General features: G+C 46.5%; 20 protein-coding genes and 1 pseudogene. 13 read left to right on the top strand and 8 right to left on the bottom strand.

Going from position 1 to position 16,963, the window contains the following annotated elements; genetic code table 11:
- From K4A83_RS18050 to K4A83_RS18020, 7 genes and pseudogenes are all read left to right on the top strand, one after another.
- Positions 1–222 (top strand): annotated as a pseudogene (locus tag K4A83_RS18050) (zinc ribbon domain-containing protein); the annotation flags it as partial.
- Between the two features lie 398 nt (positions 223–620).
- Entirely contained in the window at positions 621–2,174 is a 1,554-nt protein-coding gene (locus K4A83_RS18045) for a B12-binding domain-containing radical SAM protein (RefSeq protein ID WP_265266053.1), read from the top strand.
- 228 nt (positions 2,175–2,402) lie between these two features.
- Entirely contained in the window at positions 2,403–2,795 is a 393-nt protein-coding gene (locus K4A83_RS18040) for a hypothetical protein (RefSeq protein WP_265266052.1), read from the top strand.
- 102 nt (positions 2,796–2,897) lie between these two features.
- Positions 2,898–3,131, top strand: a complete 234-nt coding sequence (locus K4A83_RS18035) for a hypothetical protein (RefSeq protein ID WP_265266051.1) — start codon at positions 2,898–2,900, stop codon at positions 3,129–3,131.
- 368 nt (positions 3,132–3,499) lie between these two features.
- A complete protein-coding gene (gene aat / locus K4A83_RS18030; RefSeq protein ID WP_265266050.1) occupies positions 3,500–4,075 on the top strand; it encodes a leucyl/phenylalanyl-tRNA--protein transferase in 576 nt (191 codons plus the stop codon).
- A gap of 93 nt (positions 4,076–4,168) precedes the next feature.
- Positions 4,169–4,771, top strand: a complete 603-nt coding sequence (locus K4A83_RS18025; RefSeq protein ID WP_265266049.1) for a DUF3172 domain-containing protein — start codon at positions 4,169–4,171, stop codon at positions 4,769–4,771.
- A 43-nt stretch (positions 4,772–4,814) separates the two neighbouring features.
- Positions 4,815–5,747, top strand: coding sequence for an NAD-dependent epimerase/dehydratase family protein (locus tag K4A83_RS18020; RefSeq protein ID WP_265266047.1), 933 nt, complete (start codon positions 4,815–4,817; stop codon positions 5,745–5,747).
- Between the two features lie 217 nt (positions 5,748–5,964).
- On the opposite strand, the gene K4A83_RS18015 is transcribed toward K4A83_RS18020, so the two are convergent.
- Both K4A83_RS18015 and K4A83_RS18010 read right to left on the bottom strand, forming a co-directional pair.
- Positions 5,965–6,609 (bottom strand): SH3 domain-containing protein, encoded by a 645-nt coding sequence (locus K4A83_RS18015; RefSeq protein ID WP_265266046.1) that lies wholly within the window; start codon positions 6,607–6,609, stop codon positions 5,965–5,967.
- A gap of 311 nt (positions 6,610–6,920) precedes the next feature.
- Entirely contained in the window at positions 6,921–8,324 is a 1,404-nt protein-coding gene (locus tag K4A83_RS18010) for a hypothetical protein (protein WP_265266045.1), read from the bottom strand.
- A 378-nt stretch (positions 8,325–8,702) separates the two neighbouring features.
- On the opposite strand from K4A83_RS18010, the gene K4A83_RS18005 reads away from it, so the two are divergent.
- From K4A83_RS18005 to K4A83_RS17990, 4 genes are all read left to right on the top strand, one after another.
- The gene (locus tag K4A83_RS18005; protein WP_265266044.1) at positions 8,703–9,332 is read left to right on the top strand and encodes a DUF6391 domain-containing protein; all 630 of its coding nucleotides are present in this window, start codon (positions 8,703–8,705) and stop codon (positions 9,330–9,332) included.
- An 88-nt stretch (positions 9,333–9,420) separates the two neighbouring features.
- A complete protein-coding gene (locus K4A83_RS18000; RefSeq protein ID WP_265266043.1) occupies positions 9,421–9,657 on the top strand; it encodes a photosystem I reaction center subunit IV in 237 nt (78 codons plus the stop codon).
- Between the two features lie 15 nt (positions 9,658–9,672).
- On the top strand, positions 9,673–10,527 hold the full coding sequence (locus tag K4A83_RS17995; RefSeq protein ID WP_265266042.1) for a DNA-formamidopyrimidine glycosylase: 855 nt from the start codon (positions 9,673–9,675) through the stop codon (positions 10,525–10,527).
- 189 nt (positions 10,528–10,716) lie between these two features.
- The gene (locus K4A83_RS17990) at positions 10,717–11,286 is read left to right on the top strand and encodes a GNAT family N-acetyltransferase (RefSeq protein ID WP_265266040.1); all 570 of its coding nucleotides are present in this window, start codon (positions 10,717–10,719) and stop codon (positions 11,284–11,286) included.
- Between the two features lie 172 nt (positions 11,287–11,458).
- Here K4A83_RS17990 and K4A83_RS17985 read toward each other — a convergent pair whose 3' ends face one another.
- From K4A83_RS17985 to K4A83_RS17975, 3 genes are all read right to left on the bottom strand, one after another.
- The gene (locus K4A83_RS17985; RefSeq protein WP_265266039.1) at positions 11,459–11,731 is read right to left on the bottom strand and encodes a hypothetical protein; all 273 of its coding nucleotides are present in this window, start codon (positions 11,729–11,731) and stop codon (positions 11,459–11,461) included.
- A gap of 149 nt (positions 11,732–11,880) precedes the next feature.
- A complete protein-coding gene (locus K4A83_RS17980; protein ID WP_407810112.1) occupies positions 11,881–12,915 on the bottom strand; it encodes a M42 family metallopeptidase in 1,035 nt (344 codons plus the stop codon).
- Between the two features lie 390 nt (positions 12,916–13,305).
- On the bottom strand, positions 13,306–13,710 hold the full coding sequence (locus K4A83_RS17975) for a YkgJ family cysteine cluster protein (RefSeq protein ID WP_265266036.1): 405 nt from the start codon (positions 13,708–13,710) through the stop codon (positions 13,306–13,308).
- A 188-nt stretch (positions 13,711–13,898) separates the two neighbouring features.
- On the opposite strand from K4A83_RS17975, the gene psb30 reads away from it, so the two are divergent.
- Complete coding sequence (gene psb30 / locus K4A83_RS17970; RefSeq protein WP_026079440.1) at positions 13,899–14,030, top strand: photosystem II reaction center protein Ycf12/Psb30; 132 nt, start codon at positions 13,899–13,901, stop codon at positions 14,028–14,030.
- A gap of 154 nt (positions 14,031–14,184) precedes the next feature.
- Here the strand turns inward: psb30 and K4A83_RS17965 are convergent, their stop codons facing one another.
- Positions 14,185–14,499, bottom strand: coding sequence for a slr1957 family protein (locus K4A83_RS17965; RefSeq protein WP_265266034.1), 315 nt, complete (start codon positions 14,497–14,499; stop codon positions 14,185–14,187).
- A 377-nt stretch (positions 14,500–14,876) separates the two neighbouring features.
- On the opposite strand from K4A83_RS17965, the gene argJ reads away from it, so the two are divergent.
- The gene (gene argJ / locus K4A83_RS17960; protein ID WP_265266033.1) at positions 14,877–16,136 is read left to right on the top strand and encodes a bifunctional ornithine acetyltransferase/N-acetylglutamate synthase; all 1,260 of its coding nucleotides are present in this window, start codon (positions 14,877–14,879) and stop codon (positions 16,134–16,136) included.
- An 85-nt stretch (positions 16,137–16,221) separates the two neighbouring features.
- Here argJ and K4A83_RS17955 read toward each other — a convergent pair whose 3' ends face one another.
- Complete coding sequence (locus tag K4A83_RS17955; RefSeq protein WP_265266032.1) at positions 16,222–16,599, bottom strand: DUF1823 family protein; 378 nt, start codon at positions 16,597–16,599, stop codon at positions 16,222–16,224.
- Between the two features lie 86 nt (positions 16,600–16,685).
- Positions 16,686–16,963, bottom strand: a 278-nt coding sequence (locus K4A83_RS17950; RefSeq protein WP_265266031.1) for a transposase, incomplete at its 5' end; no start/stop codon positions are given.

The raw sequence follows: 16,963 nt of genomic DNA, 5'->3' as shown, positions 1-16,963 counted from the left end.
TATACCAGTCAAGAATGTTCTAATTGTGGTTCCATTGTCAAGAAAACATTGTCTATTAGAACTCATATTTGTTCTTGTGGCTGTGTTCTAGACAGAGATGAAAACGCCGCTATCAACATACTTCGTAAAGCGAATACTGTCGGGCGGACAGAAATTTAAGCCCTCGGACAGACTACCCACTGTCTATTAGGTGAGAGCTTAGTAGATAAGGTAACTGGTTGAACAGGGAATCCCTCGCTTTTAGCGATGGGAGCGTCAATGCACTCGAAATTTAACTGAATACATGACCGGAGAATAATGATAGTTAGGAGGCCAGTGATTTGTTCTCGGTTGTGGCTTATAGCAAGTCTGTTGAAATAGAGCAAAGATCCGTGAGCAAACTGGTTAACGGTTGGGGTCGAACAGTTTGCGCTCAGGGAATTACAGACGACAAGGGAATTGGGATCAAATTAAGTTGATATCACCATAGTTGCTATCCCATGAAATCAAGAATTTGAGCTTGTTTTCAGGATAAGGGCAGAGCTGCTTTGCTTTCAACGCTTGAATTCTATATTCCCAATTTTGCCATGACGAACCCCAAAAAAATAACCATTCATACTTGATCAAAGGTCAATATTCTGATGAAAACCCTATTACTCTATCCTAAATTTCCCCAATCTTTCTGGTCTTATGACCGCTTTATGGAAATTGCTGGACTCAAAGCCGTGTTACCCCCTTTGGGACTCATTACAGTTGCCTCTCTGTTGCCAAAAACTTGGGAGATTCGGTTTTGCGATCGCAATGTTGCCCCAGAAACAGACGCAGATTGGGCATGGTGTGATTTAGTGATCCTTTCGGCCATGTTAGTCCAGCAACAGGATTTTCAAGATTTGATTCAAAAAGCCGTTAAACTCGGTAAAAAAGTAGCCGTTGGGGGACCCTATCCCACCGCCGTCCCAGAAGAGGCCATCAATTCCGGCGCCCATTATCTGATTTTAGATGAGGGAGAATTAACCATTCCTATGTTTTTAGAGGCGATCGCCCAAGGACAAACCACAGGACTATTCCGGTCTAGCGAAAAACCCGATGTCACCTTGAGTCCTACCCCTCGCTTTGATTTACTTCAGCAGGATGCTTATTTAATGATGGCCGTTCAATTCTCCCGGGGGTGTCCCTTTAACTGCGAATTTTGTGACATCATTGCCTTGTATGGTCGTAAACCCCGCACCAAAGAACCGGAACAAATATTAACCGAATTACAAACCCTCTATGATCTCGGTTGGCGGGGTTCAATTTTCATGGTTGATGATAACTTTATTGGCAATCAGCGCAATGTGAAACGCCTACTCCGAGCCTTAAGTCCTTGGTTAGCAGACCACAATTATCCCTTTACCTTCTTAACAGAAGCCTCCGTTAATTTAGCCGAAGATGACGAATTACTCTCCCTCATGGTGGAATCGGGTTTTTATGCCGTTTTTCTCGGCATTGAAACCCCCGATCAAGAGAGTCTGCACGTCACCGGAAAAGTGCAAAATACACGCCGGCCCCTCGTTGAAGCCTGTCGTAAAATTAATGATGCAGGTTTACTAATTTATGCCGGATTTATTCTGGGTTTTGATGGAGAACGTGCAGGCGCTGGGGCAAGGATTCAAGAATTTGTGTCAGAAACCAGTATTCCTCAACCTATGTTAGGGATTTTGCAAGCGCCTCCCTTAACGGCCTTGTGGCATCGTCTCAAAAGGGAAGAACGTTTGATCACAGGGGAGAGGATTCATCCCACTGGAGATCAAAACACACTGATGAACTTTATTCCCACTCGCCCTATTGCCGAAATTGCCCAAGAATATGTAGAGGGTTTTTGGACGATGTATGAACCCCAGGACTATCTGAAACGTTGTTTCCAGCAATGTATGGGCATTGGTTTACCGCTCAAACCACGGCAAACCATGAAATTTCCTCTGGCAAAAGGGTTTCATTTAGTGCTTCAGGTAATGTGGTATCAAGGCATCTGCCGTTCCGAAATTCGCGGTCAATTTTGGCGACAACTGTGGGTTATTTTCTGGCAAAAACCCCAAGTTCTCAATATGTATTTAGGGTTATGTGCGGCAGGTGAGCATTTTTGGGAGTATCGTGTTTTAGCCCGAGAACGAATTATGGAACAGTTAGGATATGATCCGATGAATGTTTTAGCTTAAATCTCGGTTGAGAGAAGCCCCACACCGTAAACACTATGCACCAACAAAAACGTTTCGGTGTGGGATCAATCTCGACCAACAAACCCTAGTTCTATCTTGTCCTGATTTGAGTATAATCGTTTTGGGATGGGCTTCCCGGAATCTGGGCAGGGGAGGTCTAAACCATTCGAGGCTTGCTTCTTTCGGGTTCAAGCAAAACACTTACACTGAGGGGTTACAAGACGCGATATGTTTGGGAATTTCCAGAAAAGTCATCTCCGGATTGAAGTGAATGCCTCGGCAGAAGCGATCGCCGATAGTTTATTAAAACCGGAATTATTTCGTCAATGGCTGATGCCGCAACAGTTTGAACGTGGACTCCCGGAGCAACTTTACCCCGATTTAGTGTTTCGTGCCTCTTTAGGAATTGTCACCATTGAACATCAAGTGGATGTGGTTTATCCCAATGCTCTACGTTTAATTTTAAGTCAAGGCATTGACGGCTATCATGAATGGTACTGGGGAGAAGGTTGGGTACAATCCCGCTTGGAAGGGGTTTCTCTCTTGCCGTTAAATTTAGGGCAAACCTTTGCTTTATCTCGTTTACGGGATTTTGTAACTCGGAAAGAGCGGGATAGTTAGAAATTATTTGAATGATTAGCTATTCTGATTTTTTACCCCTACCGAATTCGTGAATTTTGTTTAAACTGGGGGCAAATTTAAACCCTATTTAGGCTTAACTTCATGACCCATCAACCGAACTCAGGTGTTCAGGTTTGTCCCGCTTGCGGGGTGAAAATTGTAGGCAGAGACACCGTTTTATTTTCCGCAGGTGCGCCCGGAAATCGTGCGAGATTATGGGCGAGGGTGTGTCAATATGTGCAGAAACCGGGTTGTATTAATCAGGAAGAAGAGTCTATTGGTGTGGTGAAAGCGGAGGACTATTACAGTGAACAGTCCTCCGTCAGTCGGGAGTAAAATGCCCCACCCACAAGGGGACAGAGTTTTACCCACCTTGACAAGTTAAGCCTTTTCTCCTCTTGTCAAGGTCAGGGAATAGGCAATCTTGACAAGTTAAGATGCTAAGTTGACAGGAATGGCAAGCATTGCCTCCCAATCCCTGTTTCCGTCAGGTTTTCATCTAACGGCAAGGATCGGCTATGCTTAGGAAGGTCAATCTGTAAGGGTGGGCTGTCTCTGGTCCGGTGGCTCTCTAGCTTCTGTTGTAAAATAGCGGTTCTAACTGTCTCTGGCCGTGAGTTGTTGGGTTTTGCGATCGCAGCACCCAACCTACAGATAGCACTCTTTAGCGTATTTCATATTGGATGGGATTCAGATCGCAGGGCATGGATTTTCAGATTCCCGCTTTGATTGAAGGCTACTCTCAAGGTTATTTTTTGATGGCGGATGAGAAAGGGGAGTTGGGTTGGTATTCAAGCCGTCAGCGCGCTATAGTCCCCCTAGATGGTCGTTTTCGCTATCCGAAATCTTTGCGCCGGGTGTTGAATCAAAATCGCTTCACAACAGCCATTAATCGCGATTTTAAAGGGGTGTGTGAGGGCTGTGCAGCGCGGGAGACAACTTGGATTTCTGAGGAGTTACAAGGCTTATATTGGCAACTCCATCTAGCGGGATGGGCCCATAGTTTTGAGACGTGGGAGGGCGATCAACTCGCAGGGGGGATTCTAGGCATTGCCATTCGTGGGTTGTTTGTGGGAGAGTCGATGTTTTATCACATTCCTAATGGGTCGAAAGTGGCGATGGTGCGCTTGGTAGAACACTTGCAACAACGGGGTTTTCTGGTGTTTGATGCCCAATTGCAAAATCCCCATTTAGAACGGTTTGGGACGGTGACGGTGCCGGATCGGGATTATCAAGTGCTGTTACAAAAGGCGATCGCGACTCCCTGCCGTTTCCTGTGAAGCCTCACGCTACAATGGAGGCTAATCCCCGTTAGATTGCATCAGCTATTAACGGCGGGGGTGTCAACTAGAAGTTTCTCTAACTCATTCACCATGAAGCGCCGAACAACCCCCCCCTATCAGCGTGGTTATAACTCCGGATATAGTCGCGGATATGATACCCCACCCCCTCCTCGTCCGCCGGGTAAAGAGGGCGGTGGTTTTTTGAGTGGTTTAAACTATGGAATGTTAGCCCTCCTCGCTGGGGTGTTTATTGTGGGAGTGGGACTAGGGATGACCTTGAGTATTACCTCTAGCACCAATAATGTGGCCAATGTGGCGACGCGGGAAGTGATTGACCGCAGCGCTCCCGATGCGGCTCTGTGTCAACAATTTGGGGCTAGTGCCATTGTGACCGATATGCGGGTATTTTTGACCCTGAACCCCTTTAATGTGTATGTGACCCAGCCCCAAATGACTCCCGGATGTGTCTTGCGACGGAATAACTGGTCTATTTTGGAACAACGGAAATTAGTGACGGATCAAAGTGTGAGAGACTGTAAAAACCGGATGAATACTTTTGGTTTTACAGGCACCTTGGATGGTGGTTCCCCGCGCATCTCCTGTATTTATCAAAATGATGCGGCCGGGAATTTATTCTTAAATAAACCGGGTACGGTAGATGTACAAGTGCCATCAGAAACCAATCAGTTCTAAGTCCAGCACTCACTAGGGAAACAATCAGGAGGCTAGAATAACGATGCGAGTTTTGATTATGGGGGGGACTCGATTTATTGGGGTGTATTTAACTCAAATCCTCACCCAACAAGGTCATGAGGTGGTTTTGTTCAACCGGGGGAATAAACCCGCTCCCGAAGGCATCCAACAGATTCATGGCGATCGCAAAAATCCCCAAGAACTGCGCGAAACACTGGCCGGACAACAGTTTGATGCTGTCTTTGATAACAACGGCCGGGAATTAAGCGATACTCAGCCCCTCGTGGAATTGTTTAAAGACCAAGTGCAGCATTTTGTCTATGTCAGTTCCGCCGGGGTGTACCTAAAATCAGAACAAATGCCCCATATTGAAGGGGATGCCGTTGATCCCCAAAGTCGCCATAAAGGGAAACACGAAACCGAGGCCTATTTAGCCCAGCACGGTTTACCTTGGACTTCCGTGCGTCCAGTGTATATCTACGGACCCGGGAACTATAATGACCTAGAGGCCTGGTTCTTTGATCGGATTGTGCGCGATCGCCCCATTCCCATCCCCTACGACGGCACCCACATCACCCAACTCGGTCACGTCAAAGATTTAGCCAGCGCAATGGCCGCCATTTTAGGCAACGAAACCGCCAACAGTCAAATCTACAACATTTCCGGGGAGCGTTATGTCACCTTTAAAGGATTAGCCCTCGCTTGTGCCGAGGCCGCCGGAAAATCCCCCGACAGCCTGGAATTAGTCTATTTTAACCCCAAAAAATTCGACTTCGGCAAACGGAAGGCCTTCCCCCTGCGCGTGCAACACTTTTTCACCGACATCCACAAAGCCAAAACCCAGTTAAACTGGCAACCGGAATATGACCTCGTTGGGGGCTTGAAAGACTCCTTCAAGCATGATTATCTAGCATCCGGTCGAGATAAAGCCGAGATTGATTTTTCGGTGGATGAGCAGATTTTAGCCAGTCGTTAGGGCTTAGTGAAAACAACGAACGCTAGACTCAACAAGGGAACAGGGAATAGGGAATAGGGAATAGATAATTGATAATTGATAATTTCTCCCCTGCTCCCCCTCTCCCCTGCTCCCCTGCTCCCCTGCTCCCCTGCTCCCCCTCTCCCCTGCCCCCCTGCTCCCCGAGTTATTCAGCAGACCCTAATTAAGTTGCCTATTCCCCATGAGATAGGGCGAACTAGGGACAAGGAATAACATTCATCCAACCGCCCCGACCACCCGAAATCCAACCGGATTGGGGGGAGGAGATTTGTAACCAGATACGCCCCTCACTATCGGTAAAACTTTCCCCCGTGAGAGTCACCCGTTGTCCTTGTTGAACCCCACTGATTGCCCCTAAAGTCCCATCAGGACGAGAACGCACCGATAAACCTAACAGCGCCTGACGACAACTTCCGGCAGTGGCTGGGAGAGGCGACCCCGGACGACTGAGCGTTACGGGAGCGCTGGGTTGGGCTGTCGTTGTCGGCGTGGCAGGCGTTTGGGGACGAGGTTGGGGTTGGGATTGAGGAGGAGTCACCACTGTTGCGGAACAGGTGGTTAAATAACGGGCAATGACAAAACCCCGTCTCGGCGCTTCCACAGCCACCCAGCCACCTTCCCCAGTGTTGACAATGCGTAACTTGGTGCCAGGGTTCAAGGTGGCGAGGGTTTCACTATCTTGGTCTACAGAAGGACGAGAAAAGATATCTAACATTCGGTTGGCTTGTCGGCAGGTTTCGTCAGCCCTTTGTTGAGCGACTTCTAGGGATTCGGCTTGGACAACGGCCGGATATCCTCCAAACACTGTTAGGAGTAATAGGAACAAAATGCGAGTTTTCATAGTGGGATGGGCTTAAACATGAATAATTTAAGGCCATTGTAGACTAACGAATGCTTTTCGTTGGGCAGAAGTCCCCATCTTCGGCACTATTCCTTGGGTTTAAGCCGTTTCATGCTTCATTCTTCCGGTCTTCCAGTTTTTTCTGGGGAATATAGAACCCTTGACACTCCCATCGCTAAAAGCGAGGGATTCTTGGTTCAACGAGTTTCCTTAACTTGGCAGGACGTATCCAACCAAGCCAGAGGGAATCTCTCCCCAAGCGTGAGTTCCGGTATGCCCTACCGTACTTAGTCCCTTTTTCAAAGTCAAAATTACGCAACAGCGACTAAATCATTCGCCATTCTATCCTCTGAACAGGGTAAACCACTATGACCCTCCAGAGCATCCGCATTTTGAGCCGAAGCAATGGTCAAAACTACCGTTAAAGTTTCGAGGAAGTTAATCAACCATTGACACTTTTCTACAGATTCCCCTTGATACCGTTGAATCAAAGCCGAGACGTAGGTGATCATGTGTTGATAACTGTTGGGGCAAATCAAGAGGATTTTTAACACTAAAATCGTCAGGGTTAGGTAATGATTCCGACGAGTGAGAACATTAAAAGGGTGATTCGCTTCAGGATCATCAGGGGGATTCAGTAAGTAGCTAAGGACACGCTTACAAGTTCTCAAAAGTAAGCCCGCATCCCAAGGCACATCATCATGATGGGTGTAGAGGGGTTCAATTTGTTTGGCGAGTTTGGCTTTGATGACCCAGCCGGATACTTGCTCGTCTCCTAGAGCTACGCCTAAATATTTCAGCAAACTATTCTTAAACTCTTTAAAGGACAAACCTTGAGTTTGTTTGAGGAAAATATTGGCTAAACTTTGGTAATTAAAGCTTTTCTGTTTGACTAACACCTTTTGAATCAGGTGTAAGCTGTTGCGGTTTAGTTTAGTGGGGTTATAGGAAGAACGCCCAGCATTGGGAACGTCTAAATGAGCCAGATATATAGCCAGTTTAAACTTATATTTCTTCTGAATTCGTCGCGCTAAAATACGGGCGCATTCCCTTTCTAGTTCAGAACTCCCTGAGTTAAGAGATTGATCCAAGAAAATATAATAGGCATACCGTCTGCTCCAAGTGTCTTCATACCGTCGGGTGTACCAATTGGCTAAAAACAACAGCTTTTGATAGTCTGGACTCGCTAAAAAGCATTTCCGCCATTCATGGAGTCTACGCTTGACCATTGAAAGGGAACGGTTTTGTAGGCTGCTCTGGGCTAACTTCTCAACGAGAGTCGGAATTTTTTCGTATTCGTTTCGCCGTAAAAATTCTTTAATTAGAGTGTAATAGCATTGGACTAAAACTTGGCGGAATTGTTCCTGTAAGTTGATCACAATCAAATCATAAAAAGCTTGTTCTAGAGTCTTATTGAAAGGAATGTCATCAATGAACAAATTCATGAATTCTTCTATGATTCTTTCTGAAGGTAAAGATTTAGCTTGCTGCGTAAAATAGTCTAAAATAATACCTTGGGAACGTTGGGCTACTTGCTCAATATTAGCCTCACAAGATTCTACATCCATTTGGTTTGCAAAAGGCTCTTTAGCCGCAGAACTTTTAGTCGGAGAATAGCGAGCAGATTTGCTAGAATTAAAAAAGCCAGAATGAGCCTTATTATAATGAGAGTGAGAAATGGATGAGCTGTAGTCTTGGGCTTGTGTGGATTTCATGAGCAGAACACCTGAATCTAACGCATTAAATAAATCAAGCTAATATCATCCTCTCCCGCTTAGGGGTTGATCGTGATACCTTATCCTATGGGCAGAGACTTGTTGACTGCAAGCTGTTTTGTTAGATTTATTGAAAACAATAAATTGTCAGCAATTTGTTTAAAGAACTGATGAAGTTATCTATAATTTGTGTCCACTTTGCGTCAATTTCCGTGGTTTTCTCGGAGAGAATAAACGTCTCTACAACACCCTGTTGAAGAAATCCGTAAAATTCTATAAGTATTTCCCGCAGGTCACTCCCTAGCTCACCAGTTGGAAAAAAGCGTGATAGCTTAGGACAAAGAGCAATGCTCCACTAGACAAGACCTTAAAACAACTATGACTGAATCTGTAAGCTTTGATTTCAGTAAGTTATGGGATTTTGCTCCCGCGACTCCCTATCCTCACCAAGATACGGATTTACTGAAACAGTTTTTTTTCTTGCCGGGTTTGCGGGAAATCCTGATGTTGCGTCAAGTTCACGCTTTGGAACATGGGACGGTTTGGGTTTTAAGTGAGACGGAAGGGACTGAGGGGGAACGGTTTCAAGATAATCAGGCGCTGGGGGGACTCTCCACGGACCAAGGGTTTTATCTCTATGGGGAGGTGAATCCGGTGCATCTGCGTCGTGCGGTACAAATGGCTTTAAGACGAATGCAGGGGGGAGAATGGGATTTAGCGGTGCATCCCCGTTGTGGTACTAATGTGTCGGTGATGATGGTGGTGGGGGCCGGGATGATGTTGGGGACTTATTTCCTGCTGCCGCGTAATCCCTTGGAACAGGTTTTGGGGTTGGGGTTGGCTTCTCTGACGGCGGTTCATCTTTCCCCTGATTTAGGTCGCTTGGCGCAAAAATACTTAACGACGGCGATTCCGTTTAATTTGACGGTGCAAGAGATTTTCCCGACGATTGATATGTGGGGACGAGAGGCGCATTTTGTCCGTTTGGGTTGGCAGGAGTTGGTCTGAGGTTCATAAAACTTAAAACAAAAGGAGAGCAGATGACCACCTTGGGATAGTACCCTTAAATCTAGATCATTAAGGGAGAATAATATCAATGGTTAAACGCGGTGATAAGGTAAGAATCTTAAGAAAGGAGTCTTACTGGTACCAAGATGTCGGCACGGTTGCTAGTGTTGATAAGAGTGGCATTATCTATCCGGTCATCGTGCGTTTTGATAAGGTCAACTACAGTGGATTCAGTGGCAGTCCTTCGGGTCTAAACACCAATAACTATGCTGAACATGAGCTAGAAGTGGTGGAAGCGGCTCCGGAGAAAAAAGCAAAGGCTTAAGCTGAAAAATCCAGAGTGCCTGAATTACCAGAAGTTGAAACAGTTCGTCAGGGTTTAAATCAATTGACTCTGCATCAAAGGATTGAGGGTGGGGAGGTGTTGCATCAGCCAACGCTTGCCTACCCCTTTTCTGTGGCGGTTTTTCTGGAAGGGGTTGAGGGATGTGCGATCGCCTCTTGGGAAAGACGAGGCAAGTATTTACTGGCACAATTGACCACCCCCCAAGGAAAAGCGGGAGGCTGGTTAGGGGTGCATTTACGCATGACGGGTCAGTTATTTTGGTTAAAACAGGATGAACCTTTGGCGAAACATACAAGGTTACGTCTATTTTTTGCCGGGGGTCAGGAGTTGCGTTTTATCGATATCCGAACCTTTGGCCGGATTTGGTGGGTTCCGCCCCTTCAGGAGCCGTCTGAGGTGATGACAGGCCTCACTCGTTTGGGGGTGGAGCCGTTGAGTGAGCAGTTTACGGTGGAAGGGTTGGGGGAAACGTTAAGGAAACGACGGGGGCCGATTAAGGGGGTGTTGTTGGATCAGAAGGTGGTGGCAGGTCTGGGGAATATCTACGCTGATGAGGTGTTATTTCAGAGTCGGATTCGACCGGATGCGATCGCCTCTACCCTCACCCCCCAACAGGTCAAAGTCCTCCATCAAGCCATTGTAGCCGTCTTAAATAAGGCCATTGAACGGGGCGGCACAACCTTTAGTGATTTCCTAAACTTGTTAGGAGTCCGGGGCAATTACGGCGATTCGGCTTGGGTCTATGGTCGCACAAACCAACCCTGTTTAGTCTGCCAGACCCCTATTCAACGGATGAAAATATCCGGACGTTCCTCTCATTTTTGTCCAACTTGTCAGGTCTGGGGTTGAGACTAACCACAACAAGAAACCGGGTTGCGTTCCGGCTCTCAAGAGTGCTTCCAACCCCTGTTAAAAACCCGATTTCCGACCTTGAAACCCAGTTTCTTCCCCTTTTCGTCTAAACTCCAGTTAGGTTAATCAATGGATATCTGCGATCAATAGCCTTAAAATGTCATTAATCAGATTCACAGGAATTTAATGGCACAACTCCAACCCGGAAACCCTATCTTCCGACTCGCTGATCAAGGGGATATCGATGGGATTATTAAAATTCATAACTTGAATGTTTTTACGACTCAATCCTCTCATGAAAAAGGCTTTTTGTTAATGCCCGTCACGGCTGAAATAATTGCTCAGAATAGGGCTAAATCAATGCAATACTTTGTTGCAGCAAGGGACACAGAAATTCTAGGCTTTACCCTAGTTGCTCCACTGACTCTGACTCAGGACTATACTGCTCCTCTTTATTGGACGAACCCAGCCATTTTAGAAAAAACCCGAGAAGCACCGGAACGCCATATTTTTATTTCACTGGTGGCCATTCATCCTCAATTTATGGTTCAAGGGGTAGGGCATTTTTTATATCAGTCCCTTTTTTCAGAATTTTCTGATTACTATTTTTCCGCCTTTGTGGTGAACAAACCTGTTAAAAATCAACGTTCTATCAATTTCCATTTAAAACAAGGTTTTACTCTAGCGGCGACAATGCAACGGGAGCAATTTCTCTATTTTAAAGATTATGAAAGTTGGCTATTTTTTAGGATCTAAACGGCTGACGAATCTGGAGGAATTAAGCCACACCCTGTTAACCTGTGGATTGTAAGACACAACAAGCGAGTTCAGCCCCCACTGTCAACACTAGATAAAAACACAGGACTAAACTCGCTGAGTTTAACAATCAAAAACAAGAATTAACAATTGTTAATACTAAACAACAAACCTAGGAAAGATCCAAATGTGAGAGGACATCTTCTGCCCATTCTTGACTCAAAACGTCTTCATTTTTATCAAGGGAATTGTTGTGGAGAATGTAGTATTGCCGTTTATGTGCCAAGCTGTCCAAACTGCCAACATGAATAAAACTCTTAGGTAAACGGTCATTTTCAAAAGCATACTGGCCAACATGGAACTGATTCACATGATCCTTATCAACCCACAAACCCCATCCTTTTTCTGCATCGTTCAGTTCTGCGAGGAAGTTTAAAGTATTCATGGCTCTCCTAATCGCTTTTTATAACTTCTGACTCTTTTATTATGAGATCAAACTCTAGGTTTCGTCTCATCGTATTTACGGAATGTAATGCAAGGATACGGAAGTTAATATTAGCGCTCACCTATGTTAAAATGGGTCGCAGCTTCTGTTCAAATCGCCTCAATGTAGCGCGCCAAAATCTCAATACAGTCGGAAATTGCCCCAAGGTGCGCTATTTCATAGCCGTGGGTGTTTTCTGTGGGAAATCCTAAACAGGCAGCGCGGGCGACGTGACCAAATTTCATGGCGATGGAGGCATCACTCCCAAAACCACTAATGGCGGCGAATTGATGGGAAATATTGGCAAACTGGGCGGCTTGAGCAAGTTCTTGGTTTAATCCTTCGTCGTAGATACCATAACCATCTTGGGAGAGGATGACGGGAATGGCTCCGTCGAGGATGGGATATTCTGGGGCGAGGGGACAAATTTCAAGGGCAATGAGTGCGTCTAGGCGATGATTTTGGCTGAAATAGAGCGCACCGAGGGCGCCGACTTCTTCTTTGGCGGAAGCGACGAGGTAAACGGTGGGTTTTGGTTGATGAATCCGTTGGGCTAGGGCGAGTAAGATGGCGAGGGAGGCTTTGTTATCGAGGGTATAACTGGCGATGTAGTTGTGGAGGCGAAAGGGCTGTTTCCGGTGTTTGCCGACTACAACACGGGTCCCTGGACGTACTCCGGCTGCTTGGAGTTCGCCGGGGGTGCGTTTGGTTTCGACCCAGACATCTTGCCAGCGTAGGGGATTTTTTTCTTGTTGGGCTTTTTGAGGGGATTCGTGGGAGACGTGACGGGAGCCAAAGGAGAGAATGCCGGAAAGGGTGGTGCGATCGCCTAAAATATCTACAACGCCCTCTCCATATACCCAAGGAAAAGAACCCCCAAGGTTACGAATTCTTAACCGTCCTTTGTTGTCTATCCCTTTGACAATTGCCCCAATTTCGTCTTTATGGGCGGTAATGGCGATCGCGCTCTCCCCCTCACAACCGGGAATTTTGATGATAATATTCCCCGCTTGATCTTGCCCATGTTCCACCCCTAACCCTTGTAAATAGAGTAAGAGGAACTGATCAATTTCCCCCTCTACTCCACTCGGAGAGTGTTTTGTGACCAATTCAGCAATCTGCTCAAAGAGGGCATCGTAATCCACCATTATTCTTGAAAAGCTAGCTTAGGGTGATGTTCTAGATTGGCAGAACCAATCTTGCGCTTTGATTCTAGCCGATTCCTAGGGGATGTGCTACCTTGAACCCTTTCAAAGCATCGCATTTAACCTTCGGGCCCAAATACAAGACAAAAATTTTTTCTGACTTTTCCGGATGACCTTACCCTTTTACAGGAAAAGGGAATGGTAGATGCACCCTGATAGCTCTCCCATGCCATTTTCCCTGAATTGGCATGGGATTTTTTTTGCGGATCAAGTCTCCCCCAACAACCTTGACAAGTTAAGCTTGTGTGCATTTTGTCAAGTCGCTGTTTTTGAACTACCCCACCCTATAGATGAGTGGGGAAACCAATCCCCCCTCAGACTATTGGTTGTTCAACGGTTTTTTAAGCGTTTGACTTCGGGAGAAAACTCAGGAGAAGAAGGTGATTCTTCGATCAGGGTTTGTTCGTACTGTCTCATTTCTGGGCTATTTTCCCCATAGACTCCTACAATTTGTTGGCGACAGCACTCTGTAGCAAATTGATTAAATTCCGGCGGAATCACCCCATACATTTCTGTGAACTTCTCAGGTGTTACCCGGCAAAAGGAAGGACGTTGTTCATAAATCCGGCATTGACGCGATGCTTGGTCATAGTGAATGCACCAGCCATCCTCTCCCACTAAACTCATATAGAGTTCGAGTTCCTCGGGAGTGAGATAATCGGGGAGGTCAGGACGATCAGTTGGATCCAAATGACAACAAGCCCCACAGTGTTCAATACAATGCCAAGTTGCCATAGAACAGTTCCGGGAAAAATAAGGCGTTCTATAGTATCATAACAAGGACAAATTTTGACACACCCCCCCTAAGACTTATCTACATTGTATAGTTTTGTATCGTTTCTGAAAAAATGCCCCCTCCCCATGTACTATGTAGAGTGAATTTTTTTGTATATTCATTTGGGTCGGGTAATCAGAGTAAAACAATGGACTTTATCACAAGTGCAGTTGGTAGTGTTAACTGGGAATTGATCTTTCAGCTAACTTTCGTCGCCTTGATCATGATTGCTGGTCCGGTCGTGATTTTCTTGTTGGCCTTCAATGGTGGGGATCTCTAAGCTAAAAGTGTAAAAGCTTAACCAGTTCACAAGCTGAATAGCTTTAGCAGAATCTCCCAAATTAAACACCCTCCGCTATTGGGGGGTGTTTAATTGTCTTGTTTGATTGTGCTTCGCCGATAGAGGTTTGAATAGTTAAATCTAGCCAGAGTCACTATTCATCATCTAGTAAGGGAATGGCGATCGCACCCAAAGCAAAGGCCAGCACCAAAGGCATGGGACAATGGGAGAGGAAGGTGGAAACAACTGCACCGATAGAAGCAAGGGACACCACTAACAACAAGACTCTTTCTTCTAAACAGAGTCCTTTTTGTTCTTTAATTAGTCTTAATACTTTAAGGGGAACCGGTTCAGGCATCACCGCACCGGGGGGGAAAGCCCAATAGTTGCCAGACCGTTCACAGAACAAGTCTGTCCAACCATTTTCCATACACCATTCCTGAATCCATTCATCTCTGTAATGTTTCATCTCAAGCTCTCGGTCAATCTACTGGGGGTAATCGCACAAAGGCGCGTCAGTTAAAGGGAAGTAAGTTTGCGTTGTTTGTGTGTTCTTTTTGTCTAGCCGTTCAATGTAGTTTTGCCTGTAGTTCTACATTCAGTATGATTCCGGTGGCCACTCACTCAATAAGACCCAAGCCGTTATTAGGAATATTAGCAGGGTGTTATAAAAGATGCGTCAAAACAACATCAAAGTTTACTTTTTGGGCGGAATAAATCAGTATATATACTTATTCCTTAAACGGATCTGAAGAAGCGATGCCAAGAGTTGACAGTTGAGAGTTGCCAGTTAATAGTTGATACAGGTAAAAACTACCAACCCATGAATAGGCTAAGGAGATGTGAATGGGAGACTGGCAAATCATTGAGGGCAATGTAACAGCACCGAGAGGCTTTAAGGCAGCCGGGATTACTGCCGGGCTAAAACCCTCTGGGGCGCCGGATTTAGCCCTGATTTACTCAGAGACAGAGGCGATCGCAGCCGGGGTTTTCACCACCTCTGTAGTGCGGGCGGCCTGTGTAGATTACTGTCGTCAACGTCTGCAACAAAAAGCCTATGCGCGGGCGATTCTCTGTAATGCGGGACAGGCCAATGCAGGCACAGGAGATCAGGGATGGCAAGATGCCCTAGAAACCGCCCAATTAGTCGCCCAGCACCTCAATATTAGCCCAGATGCCGTCCTCCTCGCTTCAACGGGGGTCATCGGACAACGGATGAAAATGGAGGCTTTCCGGGCGGGGATTCCCCAACTGGTCGCTAGCTTATCAGAAACTGGGGGAGATGCCGCTTCCCAAGCCATTATTACCACCGATTTAGTCACGAAAGCGATCGCCCTCGAAACCACCATTGAAGGCCGTCCCGTGCGCATTGGAGGCATTGCCAAGGGTTCAGGGATGATTCACCCCAACATGGCCACCATGTTATCCTTTGTTACCTGTGATGCTGCCGTCTCAACCCACCTCTGGCAAGAAATGCTCACCCGTGCCGCCAACAAAAGCTTTAATCAAATTACAGTGGATGGGGATACCAGTACAAATGACTCACTAATAGCCCTAGCCAATGGTCAATCCCGCACCTCAGCCATTACCGAGATGAACGCCGACGGCGAGAAACTAGAGGCCATGTTAACCGAAGTGTGCCAATATTTAGCCAAGGCGATCGCCCGAGATGGGGAAGGAGCCACCTGTTTAATTGAAGTCCAAGTGACCGGAGCCCCCAATGATGCGGCCGCCCGTCAAGTCGCCAAAACCATTGTCGGTTCCTCCCTCGTCAAGTCCGCCATATTTGGCCGAGATCCCAACTGGGGGCGCATTGCCGGGGCTGCCGGACGGGCTGGAGTCCCCTTTGAACAAGATCACCTGCGGATTAAACTCGGGGACTTCTTAATGATGGACGGCGGTCAGCCCATGCCCTATGATCGTCAGGCCGCTAGTGATTATATGAGGCAAATTGCCCAAGACTCCTCCTTCCCCGAAGGAGGCCAACGGCGAGATAATCCCCTGATTATTGCCGTAGATTTAGGCAATGGTTCCGGGAAAGGCAGCGCTTGGGGCTGTGACCTCAGTTACGATTATGTGAAAATTAACGCCGAATATACCACTTAGGGCTAACGCAACATCCATTAGTCGGGAAGAGGTGGTGGGAAAAGACAAGCAGGGTGGGGTAGTTCACTGCCTCAATTAACGTTCCCTATGGCGCGGGCTTTCCGACGACATTCAGATAACTTAACAACCAATTGGCCATCGTTGCCCGTCGTGCTTGGGTGGGGCTAAACTCCCCCACCTTATAGCCCTTAAAGCCTAATTCCTCTTTCAACAGTTGTTTATTGGCCGCAGGGATAGAGCGCGTTAGTTTGACCGTTGGGGGGCGATGGGCGATAAAATCTGGGGGTTCCGGGTAGTCTTGCCGCCACTCCGGGGCTACTTGTTCATTGTTCCACTTTTGGCTTGTTTCATCGTAACGATAGCCCAAATAGTGCCAGACTAATTGATTGACCGTATCATCACTTAACTCTTCATTCAGAATTGCCCAAATAGTGTCCGTATTGAGGGGGGGTAAGTTAACCATCAAAATTAATCCGGGTAAACAGTAATCACTAAACAATTTTGACATACTCCCCGGCGTGAACGCGCCGGGATTCTTGACACATCATTTCAACTTGCTACCGAAGTAGTCTTACGGTCGATCCGTGTCCGTTTAGAGTCGTGGCAATGCCCTATCCCGACTTTGTTTATATTTTTCGCTGCATTTTCATCTCGGTCGTGTTCAGTTCCACAATTTAAACACTGAACTGACCGAATTTTCAAATCAAGCTTGCCCCATTTGTAACCGCACTCAGAGCAGACCTGACTTGTTGGTTCCCATGGGTTAATAACAACAAACTCACGGCTGTACTTCTGTGATTTAGCTTCACATAACGCTCTAAACTCTC

Source organism: Spirulina subsalsa FACHB-351, from assembly GCF_026130165.1.
Classification (GTDB): Bacteria; Cyanobacteriota; Cyanobacteriia; order Cyanobacteriales; family Spirulinaceae; genus Spirulina_A; species Spirulina_A subsalsa_A.
Note: the sequence above shows the minus strand (reverse complement) of the source record. Positions and strands in the feature narration are given on the sequence as shown.

Excerpts from the sequence above, each read along its gene's own strand:
- K4A83_RS18045 (WP_265266053.1), top strand. The coding sequence starts at position 621 with ATGAAAACCCTATTACTCTATCCTAAATTTCCCCAATCTTTCTGGTCT.
- K4A83_RS18040 (WP_265266052.1), top strand. The coding sequence starts at position 2,403 with ATGTTTGGGAATTTCCAGAAAAGTCATCTCCGGATTGAAGTGAATGCC.
- K4A83_RS18035 (WP_265266051.1), top strand. The coding sequence starts at position 2,898 with ATGACCCATCAACCGAACTCAGGTGTTCAGGTTTGTCCCGCTTGCGGG.
- aat (WP_265266050.1), top strand. The coding sequence starts at position 3,500 with ATGGATTTTCAGATTCCCGCTTTGATTGAAGGCTACTCTCAAGGTTAT.
- K4A83_RS18025 (WP_265266049.1), top strand. The coding sequence starts at position 4,169 with ATGAAGCGCCGAACAACCCCCCCCTATCAGCGTGGTTATAACTCCGGA.
- K4A83_RS18020 (WP_265266047.1), top strand. The coding sequence starts at position 4,815 with ATGCGAGTTTTGATTATGGGGGGGACTCGATTTATTGGGGTGTATTTA.
- K4A83_RS18015 (WP_265266046.1), bottom strand. The coding sequence starts at position 6,609 with ATGAAAACTCGCATTTTGTTCCTATTACTCCTAACAGTGTTTGGAGGA.
- K4A83_RS18010 (WP_265266045.1), bottom strand. The coding sequence starts at position 8,324 with ATGAAATCCACACAAGCCCAAGACTACAGCTCATCCATTTCTCACTCT.
- K4A83_RS18005 (WP_265266044.1), top strand. The coding sequence starts at position 8,703 with ATGACTGAATCTGTAAGCTTTGATTTCAGTAAGTTATGGGATTTTGCT.
- K4A83_RS18000 (WP_265266043.1), top strand. The coding sequence starts at position 9,421 with ATGGTTAAACGCGGTGATAAGGTAAGAATCTTAAGAAAGGAGTCTTAC.
- K4A83_RS17990 (WP_265266040.1), top strand. The coding sequence starts at position 10,717 with ATGGCACAACTCCAACCCGGAAACCCTATCTTCCGACTCGCTGATCAA.
- K4A83_RS17985 (WP_265266039.1), bottom strand. The coding sequence starts at position 11,731 with ATGAATACTTTAAACTTCCTCGCAGAACTGAACGATGCAGAAAAAGGA.
- K4A83_RS17975 (WP_265266036.1), bottom strand. The coding sequence starts at position 13,710 with ATGGCAACTTGGCATTGTATTGAACACTGTGGGGCTTGTTGTCATTTG.
- psb30 (WP_026079440.1), top strand. The coding sequence starts at position 13,899 with ATGGACTTTATCACAAGTGCAGTTGGTAGTGTTAACTGGGAATTGATC.
- K4A83_RS17965 (WP_265266034.1), bottom strand. The coding sequence starts at position 14,499 with ATGAAACATTACAGAGATGAATGGATTCAGGAATGGTGTATGGAAAAT.
- argJ (WP_265266033.1), top strand. The coding sequence starts at position 14,877 with ATGGGAGACTGGCAAATCATTGAGGGCAATGTAACAGCACCGAGAGGC.
- K4A83_RS17955 (WP_265266032.1), bottom strand. The coding sequence starts at position 16,599 with ATGGTTAACTTACCCCCCCTCAATACGGACACTATTTGGGCAATTCTG.